Source organism: Gloeobacter violaceus PCC 7421 (assembly GCF_000011385.1).
GTDB classification, from domain to species: Bacteria; Cyanobacteriota; Cyanobacteriia; order Gloeobacterales; family Gloeobacteraceae; genus Gloeobacter; species Gloeobacter violaceus.
This window is the reverse complement of record NC_005125.1, coordinates 3,873,450-3,886,755: the sequence shown is the minus strand read 5'-3', so window position 1 is coordinate 3,886,755 and position 13,306 is coordinate 3,873,450. Positions and strand designations below refer to the sequence as shown.

Genomic DNA, 13,306 nt, shown 5'->3' with positions numbered 1-13,306 from the left:
ATCTACGGAGCAGGCGGGGGAGTGGTCGGCTCGGTCACCGGCGGGACGGTCGTCGTCCGGGTGCGCACAACCTCGCCCGCTTCGTTGGTAAGCGTCTGGGTGCGGGTGGCACCGCCCTCGGGGTTGCCGGTGACGGCGGTGTCGACGGTGCGGGTGTTGCCGCCGGGGCCGGTGATGGTGCTCTGTTTGGTGAGACCCGTGCCCTGCTCAAAATCGGCGTCCGTGGTCTTGGTGCGAATCACCTCGCCCGCTTCGTTGGTGGTGGTCTGGGTGCGGGTCAGACCACCGTCGGGATTTTTGGTCACCGTCGAATCGACGGTGCGGGTGTTGCCGCCGGGGCCGGTGATGGTGCTTTCTTTGGTGAGACCCGTGCCCTGCTCAAAATCGGCGTTGGTCGTCTTGGAGCGCACGACTTCGCCCTGGTCGTTGGTGAAGTTGGTCGTCCGGGAGCGGCCGACGCCGGTCTCGGGGTCGTAGGTGGTGTTGACATTGCGATCGACTCCGAGGGTGTTGCCCTGGGGACCAGTGTAGGTGCCGTCGTAGGTCTTGGTCACACCCTGGCCGGGGGCATAGGAGCGGTCGCGGGTGCCGTCGAAGCTGCCCGGACGGTTGAAGTTGGCCGGACGGTTAAAACCGGCGCCTGCCCGATTCAAGCCGGCACCGCCGTATCCGCCGCCGCGCCCCCGCCATTGGGCTTCGGAGGGAGTGGCGGTTGCCGCCAGCAAAAGCAGCGCAGCGGCGAGAGGGAAAAGCTTCTGCATGAAATACAACGCCTCAGTGCGTAGAACGAACTATTGGACTGGCTGCCGCCCGTGATCGTTCAAGGGCTCCCCTGATCGGTGTACTTGCCAAGCAACCCTTCGACCCGCTCCCGCGCCGCGGGGGGCAAGCCGGCCGCCTCCAAGGCGGCGTCAAATCCGGCGTCGAGGCGATTGCGCAACACGACCAGCAGGCCCGCCGGCTGTCGCCAATCGCTGACCCCCAGTCGTTCCAACAGCAGCATGGCGGCGGCGGCCTGTCCGACCGCCGCCTCGGGCTGCTCGACGCCGACGAGCGCTTCGGCCAGCGCCGCGCGCAGGGTGCCTTCCCACCACAGATCGCCGAGTCCCCCCGCCAGGGTCAGCCCCTGCTCCAGCAGCGCGACGGCCTCACCGCCTTGGGACATCCAAAGCCGCAGGCTGCCCAGTCCCGCCAGGGCGACCACCTCGGCGGGGCGCTCTTTGGCCCGGCGACTCAGTTCCAGTCCTTGCTGCAGATAGTGCTCCGCTTCGCCGTAGCGCTCCGCGTCGAGCACCTCCTGAAACTGGAGCGCCTGAGTGCGGGCATTGCCCAGGTTGGCAAGGGCGTGGGCCTGCCCCGGCAGATCGCCGCTCTGGCGCGCGTAGACCAGGGCCCGCTCGAACAGTTCGACAGCCGCGTCGAACTCGCGCAGGCGCAGATGGGTGCTGCCCTGGTTGACCCAGTGGGCAATCCACACGCGCGCTTCGGTGAGGTTGTCCGGGTCCGCCAGTGCTTCGCGGTGCAGCGCCAGCGAGCGCGGGTAATCCCCCAACAGCCGGGCGGTGTATCCCAGCAAATTGAGTACCTTCGCTTTTTCGGCGGCCATCCCGTCCGCGCGCAGCGGTTCGCCCAGATAGGTGAGCGCCGCGCGCAGGTAAGGCCCGTCGAAGACGGCCAGCAGTCCACCGTAGAGCGGAAAATAAGGCTGGGCGGCAAAGGCGCGCAGGATCTGCAGGGCGTTTTGAAAGCTCGCTTGACTCAGTGCCTGCCGCCGCACCATCGCCTGGGCAAAATCGGCCCAGAAAATCGCGAAAGTCAAAAATGTCGAAGTCAGAACCTGCAGGCGGGCCTGCTCGCCCAGGTTGGCAAATCGCTGCTCGAAGGAGCGCACCAGATGACGTTCGATGCGCCGAAGCAGCACGGTCAGTTCGATCCAGGCCGTTTCGTCGAGTTTGTCGGCGGCGCGAAAGTTGCCCGCGCTCTCGCCGCGATCGAGCGCCTCGAACAGCGCCCTGAGCTGCCCCGCGGGCAAGCGGCCCGCCCAGGCGCCCCAGGGACCGGTGCGCACAAAACCGAGCGGTTCGCGCCCGGCGGTGTAGAGCCAATCGAGCAAATTGGCCTCCATCTGAAAGTACAAGGCCAACCCCCGGCGCAGACCGGCGGCCAGACGCGAGGGCTCCTCGCCGCGCTTTTCAAGCAGTGCCGCTACCGTCTGCCACTCGTCGTCGGTGAGGGCAAGCGGACCGTTCGGGTCCATGCCCGCAAGCAGCAGGCCCGGCCACCCGTCCGGGGCCGCTTCGGCCAGATCGCGGGTGTAGGCGCGCAGTTGCATCTGCCGCCGGTTGGCGCTCTGCAGTTCGCGCCAGATCCGGGCAATCAGCTTGAGGGTGCGCGCGGTACTCGACTCGGCGGCCGTCGAAGCGAGCAGCTGCTCCAGATAGGCGTCGAACTCGCCCCCCATCTCCAGCAATACCGGCTTGAGCAGGTGGGCAATGGCCTCTGGGGAACGGGCCGAGCGCGCCCGGGTGATCACAGTGTCGAAATATTCGTTGCCCATCGCCGATTCTCCCAGCCCAGAGCGCCATCCTAGCTTCCGGCTTCCCCCACGCCGCAGCCCGTGGACGGGTAGAATCAGAAATAAATCTTCACGACCGACAGGAGCCCGGATGCGCGCCGATCTCAAGCCCCCCTCGACCACCGAAGCGTACTGGACCTGGCGGGGCCATCGCATCTGCTACTGGGTGGCCGAGCCGAATGCCGCCCCTGAGCGCCCGCCGATCGTGCTGTTGCACGGCTTTGGCGCCTCGGCGGGCCATTGGCGCAAAAATATTGCCGAACTGGCGGCCCACCGCCGGGTCTATGCCCTCGACTGGCTGGGTTTCGGCGCTTCGGCCAAACCGGCCCTTCCTTACAGTCTGGAGCTGTGGGAGGCACAACTGGTCGATTTTTGCACTGAGGTGGTCGGTGCCCCGGCGGTGCTGGTCGGCAATTCGATCGGCGCCCTCGAAGCGCTGATGGTCACCGCCCGCCACCCCGAGCGGGCGACGGCCACGGTGCTGCTCAACTGTGCAGGCGGGCTCACCCACCGCCCCGAGGAACTGCCGCTGGTCACCCGGCCGGTGATGGCGGCGATGCAGATGGTCCTGCGCGTGCCCGGTCTTGCCGAGCGCTTTTTTGATTTCGCCCGCTCCAAACGCAACATCCGCAACACCCTGCGCCAGGTCTACGGCAACGCCGAGGCGGTCACCGAAGAACTGGTCGAACTGCTGTACACTCCCTCGAGCGATCCGGGTGCCGCCGCCGTGTTCGTCTCGGTGCTCACCGCCGAGGCCGGCCCCCGTCCCGAAGAACTGCTGCCCCTGGTGCGCACGCCCCTACTGGTCCTCTGGGGCGACAAAGACCCCTGGACACCTATCGGCCGCGGTCGCACCTTCGCCCGCTACGCCCCCCAGTCCCAGTTCGTGGCCCTCGAAGGTCTTGGCCACTGCCCCCACGACGAGGACCCCCGGCGGGTCAATGCCGCTATCCGCGAGTGGCTGGCGACCACCGAGTGCCTACATGACAATCGGGCGTGAAATTGAGACGGTTATTGCAGAAATGTCTTTTTTTCCGATGCGACCGCTGAGCGTCCGGGGCAGTTGTAGGGTGCTGTCCAGCCGAAACTTCGGGGCTCTGAGCGCAACCATTTTTCAACTTTTAGAGAATGATTTTCAATTTTATTTTCTTTATGATGGGGACTGCCCGCCACCGGATCCTCTACGTTGTCTGCGATTGTCCTAAGTTTGTTCGCCCTGGTCGCCACCCTGATGGGGGGGGCGCTCGTGTTGCGCTTCAAGCAGTTGCCGCGGGAGTTGTTGGCTTTTAGCGCCGGCACTTTGATTGCGATTGCCTGCCTGGACCTGTTGCCCCACAGTCTGCAGGTGTGCGGTCCCTATGCTGTTCTGGGCGCTCTGGCGGGGTATGGTGCGCTGCACCTGTGGCACCGGCTGGTCCATTTGGGGGCCCACTCCCACGCGGAGGACGCCCTGGCGCTTGCTGCCAAACCGACGCTCGTCGGGGCGGCAGCGCTCATCGTCCATAAACTTTTCGACGGCGTCATCCTGGGGGTCGGTGCCGGCGGGGGCGAGGCCCTCGCGCTCGGGGTCGGTCTGGCGGTGGTGACGCACAGCTTCTGCGACGGCGTCACCACCGTCACCCTGGTGATGCGCGCCCGCTCGGAGCGGGGGCTGGCGGGAGGGTTTCTCGCCGCCAATGCCCTGGCGCCGTTGGCGGCGGCCGTGTTGATCGCCCGGTTGCCGCTGTCGCCTCCGGCGCTGGGGTGGTTGCTCACCTTTGTGGGGGGCACGTTTTTGTTCGTGGCTTTTCACGATTTGCTCCCGGCTGCTGTACAGCCAAAGGCCACTCTGCAAGCGGCAGCCGAGGCGGCAGACGCCTCGCTGCTTTCGCCCGCCCAAACCCTCGGCCTGGGTAGCGCTCTGGCGGCCGGGGCGGTCTTCACCTGGGCAATTACCAGTCTGTTGGGATGAGGCAGCCCCCCGAGGTCAGCCGTCTTGCCGGTGGGTTTGCGGCGCGAGGGGCAGCACGAGCGTGAACGTGGCGCCGTGGCCTGGGGTGCTCTGCAGGCGCACTTCGCCGCCGTGGGCCAGGGCGATCGAGCGCACGATGGCCAGACCCAGGCCGTTGCCTTCGGTCTGACGATGGCAGCTTCCCCGCTCGAAGCACTCGAAGATGCGCCCCTGGGCTTCGAGGGGCACGCCGGGTCCGCTGTCGCTCACCCACAGGTGCACCCGGCCGTCTACCAGGCTGGAGCCGATGGCGATGCGGTCCTGGTGGGTGGTGAATTTGACGGCGTTGTGGGCGAGATTGAGCACCGCCTGGGTCAGGCACTGGCGATCGGCGTGGACGCGGCAGCCGGAAGCGGCGGAGGGCAAATGCCACTGGCGCCGCCCCAGCCCGCGGGCCTTGGCGAAACACTCGCGCGTCAGAGCGTCCACTTCAAGTGGCTCCAGATGCAAGCCATCGTGCCGCTCCAGGCGGTCCAGCAGCAACAAACTTTCGACAAAGCGGTGCATGCGGCCCAATTCGTCGTGGACGATGTGCATCGTCTCGGCGCGCTCGTGGGGGTCGTCGCCGATGAGTTCGAGGTGCCCACGGATGATCGTGAGCGGTGTGCGCAGTTCGTGGCTGACTTCGTTGACAAAGTGGCGCTGCGTTTGAAAGGCCCCCTCCAGGCGGCCGAGCATGGCATTGAAGGCACAGGCCAATTCGCTCCATTCGTTGCTCTGTTCGTGCAAGTGCACCCGCCGGGTGAGATCCAACTCGTCGATGGCGCGCACGGTGCGCAGCAGCTGTTGTAGGGGAGCAAGCACGCGCCCGGTCCCGACCCAGACAATCACCGAGGCGAGGGCGAGCGCCAAGAGGAAGATGACCCCGATGACGGCGAGGCACTGATCGAGAAACTGGCGCTCGCAGGAAACGCAGTGGGCCAGAACCAACCCGCCGCGCGTCCGGCCCGCCGCATTCAGCGGCTCGCTCAGATAGACATAGCGCTGCCCGTCGGCGGTCACCACTTCGCTGCGCTGCGGCAGGCTCACCCCCGCAAGCCGCCTGGTGAGGGGAGAATCCGGTGCGAGCAAGGGCGGCAACGCCCGCGGGCTGGCTTTATGAAACGCTCCATCGGCAAACGTGAGATAAAACGTATTCTGGGGTGGAATATTGTGGGTCAGAAATTCATCGAGAACTCCCGTAAAAGTCTCCCTGGCCACCAGAAGCCGGCCTCCGGGTTTGCTTCTGGTGGCCAGCGCTCGAAATTCAGCCGCTTCCTGGGTGAGGGACGCTTCAATACGATCTTCCAGATAGAAAAAAAGCACCTGGTCAATAAGCAGACCGGAGGCTGCCCCAAAGAGGATCATCAGCAATATGCACCATGCAAGTAGCCGCAAACGCACCCCGAATCGGCCGAATAGGCCCCGCGGGCGAGAGAGCTTGAAGCCCCCAAGACTGTACCCCCAAGAGGGCATCGGCCGGCCGGCTCTTTGCACTGCGCCCGACACCTGAAATGAGCGGTCTCGGTGATGGACGGGTCGATTTTTAAGCATGGTTCTCAGTACCTAAGAAGTCTGATGAGCATCAGGCATCGCCTATGACCGGGCCGGGTTGAACAGCAACCACGACCTGGGGCCACCGTCTTGAGACTACCCACTCAAACCACGGAAACAGCATCTACCATTTATCCGGGTATACGAAGGACGGACGGCACGGGGGTGCTGCAACAAAATTCCTTCCGGATTTGCCGATAAAAACTTATTAGACCAAGGGCAAGCATCGACCATGATTGATTGCATCTGCAATGTATGCGGAGATTTCCGCATTGGGTTACCTCGAAAAACGTTCACCCAGGGGCGTACTCCCATGGATCAACCGCACTACCCAGGCAATTTAGCAAGCTACTGCCTGGGCACTCCTATTCCTAATTTTGAAGAAAAACTAAAATTCTGGAACGAAGAATGCGCATCGCTTAACAAATGTTTGTCAATGCGATTGACTTACGATAGAGAAATACCGATAGTGGCCGTGGACACGGCGAATCGCTCCGTTTTGCATCGATACGGACGGGAGTGCCCGAAAGTCTCCCAAGGTTGCCAACCCCGATGCGCTCTGCGCTCAGGGGTTCGGAGGCGCGTCCGTTTGCAACAGACGGTGCAGGGGGCTTTTACCCGCCCGCTGCCGCCGCTGGAAGCGCCCCGGCAGCAACTGGCGCAACTGGCGCATCAGTTGGCCGACCGCTCCGGCGTTGTGGGCGCGGCTCAATTCTCCCACCAGCCACAACAGGGGAGCGGCACCTCCCGAGGGCGCCAGCCCGATGTCTCCACCCCGATTCACCAGCGGGATGGCCGAATAGAACAACCGGTAGCGGGCACCCATCTCGTCGAGGGGTTCGGTGAGCGCCTGCAGCCGCCGCTCGATGCGCTGGCGCTCGCGCTGGCTGGGCTGCTCGCCCGTGGTGCCGTCGGCAATCAAATCGCACTTGGTGATCACTAGGGCGAAGGCGTACTTGAGGCGGTTGAGCTGTACCAGGGTGGCAATCGCCATCACCTGCACAATCAAGTCGCGCAGATCGTCGAGGTAGGTGTGGCTGTGCACGAGGGCCTGCCCGTCGATGCAGACACAGCAGCCGTGGGAGGTCAGCACGATCTCCCGAAAGGCGGGGTTGGCATTGTGGCACGCCTCGCCGGGCATGTCCCGCAGCCGGAAGTCGCACACCGCCGACGGTCCCCACAGCCCCTGGCGCATCAGACTGAAGTCGAAGTGGGTGATTTTCATGGTTCCCGGCGGGTACTGGCCGTTGCGGACAATGTAACCGAGCACCTTTTCGATATTTTCCTGGGACTGGTAATCTTTGCAGTCAAACCACAGCGGCAATTTTGCCTGGGAGGGATGGCAGGCGTGCAGCTCGGCATAACTGCCCGCCAGAAAGACGGTCTTGCCCACACCCCGCTGGCCGAGGCTGAGCAAGTTGAACGCCCCTGTCGTTTCTTCTGAAAGCATGTACAAACCTTTGATTGTTGGCAACGTCCACGGGTGGATACCAAATCGATGGGGGGAACCTCTATATGAACCCAATTTTTGCAGTGCCAAGGTGAAAAATACACCAGATATAAATGCAACAATTTATGAACCGATTCGGCACAGCCACCGGATCCGACGTTCCCGAGAGGTTTTTTGGATTCAGCTGAGCAACGGTCGCTCCTGGGCCAGGAGCGGACGCTCGGCAGGCAGGGATGCGACCGGTTGGGTCAGCTCGAAGCGACCGGAGGCGATCCATTCTTTGAGCACCTGCGCCACCCGCAGCGAGAAGGCGGTGCTCGCCAGGGGGGCGGTGCGGACTTTTTGGCCCTCGATGGTGATTTGGCCGCTTTTGAGTTGGGCATAACTCACCAGTCCGAAGGTGGGTCGCACGCGCCGGGGGATCGAAAAATCGATGACCGGGGCGACCAGGTCGCCGTCGGCAAGACTCGCGGCGGCCACGACCGTCTCGTCGGTGACCGGCAGGGGAATACCCACCCCCAGCATCAGCGACGGACCGTAGTTGTAGAAGCGACAGCCGCGCACCCAGAACGGATCCATCTGCTTGAGGTCGCCGATCAAAGCGAGGGTGGCGGCGGGGCCGACGGGGGAACCGTTCGGCAGTCGTTTTTGGGAGGGAAAGTGCTGGGTGCCCTCCCAGGCGATATAGCCGGTGCCCCCGCCCAGGAAGATGCGGGTGCCGATGCCCACCGAGCGCAGGAGGGCGTCGTTGAGCAAAGGGCTCAGGGCACCGACGCTCGCGTAGACGGCATTGCCCAGGCGGGGCTGGAGCGTACCCAGATAGGTATAGAGCGGCCGATCCCCGCCGTTGACCCCGACGATAAAGTTCTGATAAACATTGCGCGGATTGAACAGGTATGCCTGGTTGATGGCGGCAAGCTGGATCTGGCTTTCATAGTCGCGGCGCGGGTAGCAATCGGCAGGTAGTCCCGTTGCCCGCAGGCGCACCGACCGGCCCGCCACCAGTTCGGCAATCACGTGGCCGCCGCCGTAGTCGAGGCTTTCGCCCATCTGGGCCGCCCCCAGGTACAAGTCGACCGCCCCGAAGCCGCAGTAGGCTTCTACGCCGTTGAGCCAGGCTTTGGCGAGGCGAATGGGCGGGTCGGTGTGTCCGATGTTGAGAATCGCCCCGGACGATTCCATCGGCTCGAAGGTGCCGGTGGCGATCACATCCACCTCGGCGGCCACCGCTGTCACCCCGGCGGCACGAACGGCCGCTTTGAGTTCGGCCGCGGTAAGAACCCGCACAGTTCCCCGGCGGATTTTGGCGTTGATCTCGTCGATAGAGCGTTCGGTGGCCATGGTCTATTATGCTGGCGGCTTGGATGCGGCTATGCCGGGCGGCGGCCGCAGGGGATAAGCTGGCTATATGGCCAGCTCGTCTTTGTCTCAGCTTTACAGTTACCTCAAGCCGCACCGGGGCAACCTGCTCCTGGGGGTCTTCACCCTTTTGATAACCAACGCCCTTGGGGTGGTGATTCCCTGGCTGCTCGCCGAGGCGATCGACGATCTGGGGCGCAAGCTCACCAGCGGCGGATTGCTCTACTACACGCTGCTGATTTTGGGGCTCGCCACGGTCATGGGGCTCATCCGCGTCTGGTCACGGGTACTGCTGTTCAGCATTGGCAGGCGCGTCGAATTCGACCTCAAAGGCCGCATCTTCTCCCACCTGCTGCGCATGTCCCCTGCGTACTTCGCCCAGAACCCGGTGGGGGACCTGATCAACCGCGCCACCAGCGACGTGGAGAACGTCCGACGGCTTCTGGGCTTTGCCCTGCTGAGCATTATCAACACCTTTTTTGCCTATACCCTGACGCTGCCGGTGATGCTCGGCCTCGATTGGACGCTGACGCTGCAGTGCCTCGCGGTCTATCCGCTGATGTTTTTGGCGGTGTGGCTTTTTTCAGACCGGCTGCGCAGCGAGCAGATTGCCGTACAGCGCGGCCTCGATGGCCTCAGTTCGCTCATTCAAGAGGATATCAACGGCATCTCCCTCATCAAGGTCTATGCCCAGGAAGAAAACGAGCGCCGCGCCTTCGATCAAAAAAACGGGCAGTTGCTGAAGGCCAATTTGAGCCTTGCCCTGAGCCGCAACTTGATCTTTCCCCTGTTGGGCGGTTTGGCGAGCGGCAGTTTGCTGGTGTTGCTGTGGTTTGGGGGACCGCGCCTCGCGGAGGGCAGCCTGACCATCGGCGCCTTTGCCGCTCTGGCCATTTATATCGAGCGTTTGGTCTTTCCGACCGCACTCTTGGGCTTTACAATCACCTCCTACCAGCGCGGCCAGGTGAGCATCGAGCGCATCGAGCGCATCCTTTCGGTGGCTCCTTCGATCGTCGAGCGCTCCGATGCGGTGAGCCCCGAGCCGGTGCGCGGCGCCATCGATGTCAAAGCGCTCACCTACTTTTTTGAAGACAGCGACCGGCCGGCCCTCGACGGGGTCAATTTCCACGTCGAGCCGGGCGAGAGTGTGGCGATCGTCGGTGCGATCGGCTCGGGCAAATCGACCCTGGCCAACGCCCTGCCGCGCCTGTTGGAGATTGCCCCCGGCCAGGTGTTTCTCGACAGTGTCGATGTGACCCACCTGCGCTTCGACAGCTTGCGCACCGCCATCGCCTACGTTCCGCAGGAGAGCTTTCTGTTTAGCGCCACCGTCGAGGAGAATATCCGCTACGGTCGCCCCGACGCAAGCGAGCAGGCGGTGGTGGCGGCGGCCAGGCAGGCGCGCATCCACGACGAGATCAGCGATTTTCCCAGAGGCTACCGGACGCTGGTGGGCGAGCGGGGGATCACGCTTTCCGGCGGGCAGCGCCAGCGCGTCGCCCTCGCCCGCGCCTTTTTGATGGACGCACCGGTGCTGGTGCTCGACGACTCGCTGGCGAGCGTCGACAACCAAACCGCCGAAGAGATTCTCCAGCACCTCGCCCGCCAGAAGCGCACCCTCTTACTGATCACCCACCGCCTGAGCGCCGCTGCCGCCTGCGACCGGGTTCTGGTCATGGAGCGCGGACAGATTGCCGAAAGCGGCTCCCACACCGAACTATTGCGCCGGGGTGGCCTCTACCGCCAACTGTGGGAGCAGCAGGAACTGGAAAAGGCGCTGAGCTAAAGCCCAGCGCCCCGAAAATTATTCAGTTGTTTCGCCCCGATTAGCTGCCGGGTAGGCGCTTTTGGGACCGGTCGCGTCTGATTAGCCAGATCACACCGCCCACCAGCGCGATAGGCAGCGCGTACTGGGCCAGAAATCCCAACAGCCCCGCCACGAAAGCCAGGGGCAACACGACGATCTTGAGGGCGGTGCCCAGAACCACCAGAGTGAACAGCACCAGGGCCAACTTTAGGAACAGCGACAGCATTGGTTTGCCTTGAGTAAGCTCAATCGAATTTAGTCTATCAGTGTTAATTTGTCTGGTGCAAGCACTCACCGTACTGCCGAAATGATTATTCATACAGGTGGTGTGGTTCGATAGAAAGGGCAAGCGGGGTACGCAACGTGAGACGGATATTTGTAGCTGGATTGGTGCTGGGGTTGGTGGTGGGGTGTGCTGGGGGCGAGCGGCCTGCCGAGACCGCTGCCCCCCAAAGCAGCCGGGGTCAGGTGGTCGGGGTACGCACGGCCCAGGGGGTGATCTTGCAGGTCAAAACGCTCGAACGCCTCTCAGCCGAAGAAGCGAAGTTGACGGTGCGCATTTTCAACCCCGGGGCGGTGCCGCTGCCTCAGAAGGTGGGGCCGGAGTATTTTTTTGTCGGTTCTAACGAGGGAACTGAGCTGCCGGTGCGCTCGGTGGACGCTCAGAAGACGACCCTGACCCAAAAAGAACTGGTACCCCGCGAAGCAACCGAAGGCGAGCTGTTTTTGAAACTACCCGGGCCGGGGGCGATGAAGCTCTACTACGGCGAGACGCCCGAAATCAATATCTTCGTGGTCAGAATTCCAGCGGCCGAAAGTTGAGGGCGTTTCCGCGAGTGTCGGTCTGCACCTCGCCTGCTTCGAAGGCCACCCGGCCCCCGACCACCGTGAGCACCGGCCAGCCGGTGAGCGACCAGCCTTCAAAAGGACTCCAGCCGCATTTGCTCGCCATACGCTCGGCGCGCACCGGCTCATAGCGCTCCAGATCCACCAGCACCAGGTCCGCGTCAAAACCGGGCCGCAGCGATCCTTTGTTGGGGATACCGTAGGCTTTTGCCGCCCCCCGGCTCATCCAGCGGACAATTTGCTCGAAGTTCACCTCGCCGCGCGCCAGGGCCGTGAGCATCAAGGGCAGCGAAGTCTCGACGCCGGGCATCCCGGCCGGGGCTTCGGCGTAATCGCGGTCCTTTTCGCTCAGCAGGTGCGGGGCGTGGTCGGTGGCGACAAAATCGATGAGCCCCGAGCGCAACCCCGCCCACATCGCCTCACGGTCGGCTTCCGAGCGCAGGGGCGGATTTTGCTTGGCGCGCATGCCGATCGTGTCGTAGGCGGCCGTCGAGAGAAACAGGTGCTGCGGGATCACTTCGGCCGTCACCCAGGCGGGTTTGTCGGCTCTCAGCAATTCCAGTTCCTCGGCCGCCGACAGGTGCAGGATGTGCAGGCGCCTGCGGTAGCGCCGCGAGAGTTCCAGGGCCTGGGCGGTGGCCAGGCGCGCGCACTCGTTGTCGCGCAGTTGAGAGTGGACATGGGGGTCGCTGCGCCCGGCAAACAGCCGCGTGCGCTCGCGGATGCGCGCTTCGTCCTCGGCGTGGACGGCAATCAGGCGGGGCACCTCTTTGAAGATGCGCTCAAGGGCTACCGGATCGTCTACGAGGAGATCGCCTGTGGAAGCGCCCATAAAGATCTTGACGCCGCAACTGAGGCCCGCCGCCTGCTGCAACTGTTCGATATTGTCGGCGGTGGCGCCCACGAAAAATCCGTAGTTGACCACGCACTTGCTCGCCGCGCGCGCCAGTTTGTCTTCGAGGCGTTCGACGGTAGTCGTGGGAGGCGAAGTGTTGGGCATCTCCAAAAACGAGGTCACGCCGCCGCGGGCACAGGCCCAGGAGCCGGTTTGCAAATCTTCTTTGTATTCTTTGCCCGGCTCGCGAAAGTGCACCTGCGGGTCGATCACCCCCGGCAGCAGCACCCGGCCCCCGCCGTCGATTACCCGATCGGCGGGGGCATTCACCGTGCGGTCCACGGCCGCGATAAGCCCGTCGCGGCAGAGCAGATCGCCCACATAGAGCGAGCCGTCGTCGAGGACCATGCGCATATCACGCAGCAGCAGCGAGCCCATCAATACCACTTCCTAGTTCATCAAGGCTTCACCAGCATACTGGGGGGCGTGGGAGCATCACATCAGTGGGACTCTTCGGATTGAGATTTCAATGAATGTAAGGCTTCCCAGACTCTGGAGAGGGGAGTGGTATCCCCCGGGGGCAACGTGATGCTGGGCCTTTCGTACATACGCATCCGAAAAGCTTCCCAGGCATTGGTGTCATTGCGATGTGACTTTACGTATTCGTAAAGTTCCTTGTCAGTCATCTTCTCGTGTTCCATAGAGCGTCACCTGCCCTTGGGGAGTAATTTCGATGTACACCGTATCTTTCGGACCGGTTTGTCTTTGGCTGTACCCGGCGGTAATGCAAATGCTGCCGTCGCTGTCGATGACAATGACCTCGATAGGGCGATTGTAGCGTTCCGTCAGTTCCCGGCATCGCAAGAAAAAAGCCGGCAATTGTTCCGGAGTGGGAGACATTCGTAGATTTC

General features: G+C 63.4%; 13 protein-coding genes. 4 read left to right on the top strand and 9 right to left on the bottom strand.

Features of this window, described 5'->3' with window-relative positions; all coding sequences use genetic code 11:
- Positions 1-2: 2 nt before the first annotated feature.
- Both GLL_RS18970 and GLL_RS18965 read right to left on the bottom strand, forming a co-directional pair.
- Positions 3-761, bottom strand: coding sequence for a hypothetical protein (locus GLL_RS18970; RefSeq protein WP_011143668.1), 759 nt, complete (start codon positions 759-761; stop codon positions 3-5).
- A 59-nt stretch (positions 762-820) separates the two neighbouring features.
- Positions 821-2,557 carry a tetratricopeptide repeat protein gene (locus tag GLL_RS18965; RefSeq protein ID WP_011143667.1) on the bottom strand — a complete coding sequence of 579 codons (1,737 nt, stop codon included), beginning with the start codon at positions 2,555-2,557 and terminating at the stop codon, positions 821-823.
- Between the two features lie 109 nt (positions 2,558-2,666).
- Between GLL_RS18965 and GLL_RS18960 the strand changes: the two genes are divergently transcribed.
- Entirely contained in the window at positions 2,667-3,575 is a 909-nt protein-coding gene (locus tag GLL_RS18960) for an alpha/beta fold hydrolase (protein ID WP_164929358.1), read from the top strand.
- Between the two features lie 186 nt (positions 3,576-3,761).
- Positions 3,762-4,526 carry a ZIP family metal transporter gene (locus GLL_RS18955; RefSeq protein WP_164929357.1) on the top strand — a complete coding sequence of 255 codons (765 nt, stop codon included), beginning with the start codon at positions 3,762-3,764 and terminating at the stop codon, positions 4,524-4,526.
- Positions 4,527-4,541: 15 nt separating this feature from the next.
- Here GLL_RS18955 and GLL_RS18950 read toward each other — a convergent pair whose 3' ends face one another.
- The 3 genes from GLL_RS18950 to GLL_RS18940 all read right to left on the bottom strand — a co-directional run bounded on the left by GLL_RS18950 (position 4,542) and on the right by GLL_RS18940 (position 8,889).
- The gene (locus GLL_RS18950) at positions 4,542-5,912 is read right to left on the bottom strand and encodes a sensor histidine kinase (protein ID WP_164929356.1); all 1,371 of its coding nucleotides are present in this window, start codon (positions 5,910-5,912) and stop codon (positions 4,542-4,544) included.
- A gap of 751 nt (positions 5,913-6,663) precedes the next feature.
- A complete protein-coding gene (locus GLL_RS18945; protein ID WP_011143663.1) occupies positions 6,664-7,548 on the bottom strand; it encodes a TRAFAC clade GTPase domain-containing protein in 885 nt (294 codons plus the stop codon).
- 180 nt (positions 7,549-7,728) lie between these two features.
- Entirely contained in the window at positions 7,729-8,889 is a 1,161-nt protein-coding gene (locus GLL_RS18940; protein ID WP_011143662.1) for a homocysteine biosynthesis protein, read from the bottom strand.
- 67 nt (positions 8,890-8,956) lie between these two features.
- Here GLL_RS18940 and GLL_RS18935 point away from each other — a divergent pair, with 67 nt between their 5' ends.
- On the top strand, positions 8,957-10,693 hold the full coding sequence (locus GLL_RS18935; protein WP_011143661.1) for an ABC transporter ATP-binding protein: 1,737 nt from the start codon (positions 8,957-8,959) through the stop codon (positions 10,691-10,693).
- 40 nt (positions 10,694-10,733) lie between these two features.
- Here the strand turns inward: GLL_RS18935 and GLL_RS18930 are convergent, their stop codons facing one another.
- Entirely contained in the window at positions 10,734-10,940 is a 207-nt protein-coding gene (locus GLL_RS18930) for a hypothetical protein (RefSeq protein ID WP_164929355.1), read from the bottom strand.
- Between the two features lie 137 nt (positions 10,941-11,077).
- Here GLL_RS18930 and GLL_RS18925 point away from each other — a divergent pair, with 137 nt between their 5' ends.
- The gene (locus GLL_RS18925; protein WP_011143659.1) at positions 11,078-11,536 is read left to right on the top strand and encodes a hypothetical protein; all 459 of its coding nucleotides are present in this window, start codon (positions 11,078-11,080) and stop codon (positions 11,534-11,536) included.
- On the opposite strand, the gene GLL_RS18920 is transcribed toward GLL_RS18925, so the two are convergent.
- The 3 genes from GLL_RS18920 to GLL_RS18915 form a co-directional block, all read right to left on the bottom strand.
- Positions 11,511-12,833: a dihydroorotase gene (locus GLL_RS18920; RefSeq protein ID WP_164929354.1), complete on the bottom strand. Its 1,323-nt coding sequence runs from the start codon at positions 12,831-12,833 to the stop codon at positions 11,511-11,513. The genes GLL_RS18925 and GLL_RS18920 overlap by 26 nt on opposite strands.
- A 62-nt stretch (positions 12,834-12,895) precedes the next feature.
- Positions 12,896-13,081: a DUF6887 family protein gene (locus GLL_RS23810; protein ID WP_407919999.1), complete on the bottom strand. Its 186-nt coding sequence runs from the start codon at positions 13,079-13,081 to the stop codon at positions 12,896-12,898.
- Entirely contained in the window at positions 13,074-13,295 is a 222-nt protein-coding gene (locus GLL_RS18915) for a DUF6888 family protein (protein WP_011143657.1), read from the bottom strand. Before GLL_RS18915 ends, GLL_RS23810 begins: the two co-directional genes overlap by 8 nt.
- Positions 13,296-13,306: the final 11 nt, after the last annotated feature.

What these genes read in the sequence shown, in the direction of transcription:
- GLL_RS18970 (WP_011143668.1), bottom strand. Translation starts at nt 761, where the DNA reads ATGCAGAAGCTTTTCCCTCTCGCCGCTGCGCTGCTTTTGCTGGCGGCA.
- GLL_RS18965 (WP_011143667.1), bottom strand. Translation starts at nt 2,557, where the DNA reads ATGGGCAACGAATATTTCGACACTGTGATCACCCGGGCGCGCTCGGCC.
- GLL_RS18960 (WP_164929358.1), top strand. Translation starts at nt 2,667, where the DNA reads ATGCGCGCCGATCTCAAGCCCCCCTCGACCACCGAAGCGTACTGGACC.
- GLL_RS18950 (WP_164929356.1), bottom strand. Translation starts at nt 5,912, where the DNA reads ATGATCCTCTTTGGGGCAGCCTCCGGTCTGCTTATTGACCAGGTGCTT.
- GLL_RS18945 (WP_011143663.1), bottom strand. Translation starts at nt 7,548, where the DNA reads ATGCTTTCAGAAGAAACGACAGGGGCGTTCAACTTGCTCAGCCTCGGC.
- GLL_RS18940 (WP_011143662.1), bottom strand. Translation starts at nt 8,889, where the DNA reads ATGGCCACCGAACGCTCTATCGACGAGATCAACGCCAAAATCCGCCGG.
- GLL_RS18935 (WP_011143661.1), top strand. Translation starts at nt 8,957, where the DNA reads ATGGCCAGCTCGTCTTTGTCTCAGCTTTACAGTTACCTCAAGCCGCAC.
- GLL_RS18930 (WP_164929355.1), bottom strand. Translation starts at nt 10,940, where the DNA reads ATGCTGTCGCTGTTCCTAAAGTTGGCCCTGGTGCTGTTCACTCTGGTG.
- GLL_RS18920 (WP_164929354.1), bottom strand. Translation starts at nt 12,833, where the DNA reads ATGGGCTCGCTGCTGCTGCGTGATATGCGCATGGTCCTCGACGACGGC.
- GLL_RS23810 (WP_407919999.1), bottom strand. Translation starts at nt 13,081, where the DNA reads ATGACTGACAAGGAACTTTACGAATACGTAAAGTCACATCGCAATGAC.
- GLL_RS18915 (WP_011143657.1), bottom strand. Translation starts at nt 13,295, where the DNA reads ATGTCTCCCACTCCGGAACAATTGCCGGCTTTTTTCTTGCGATGCCGG.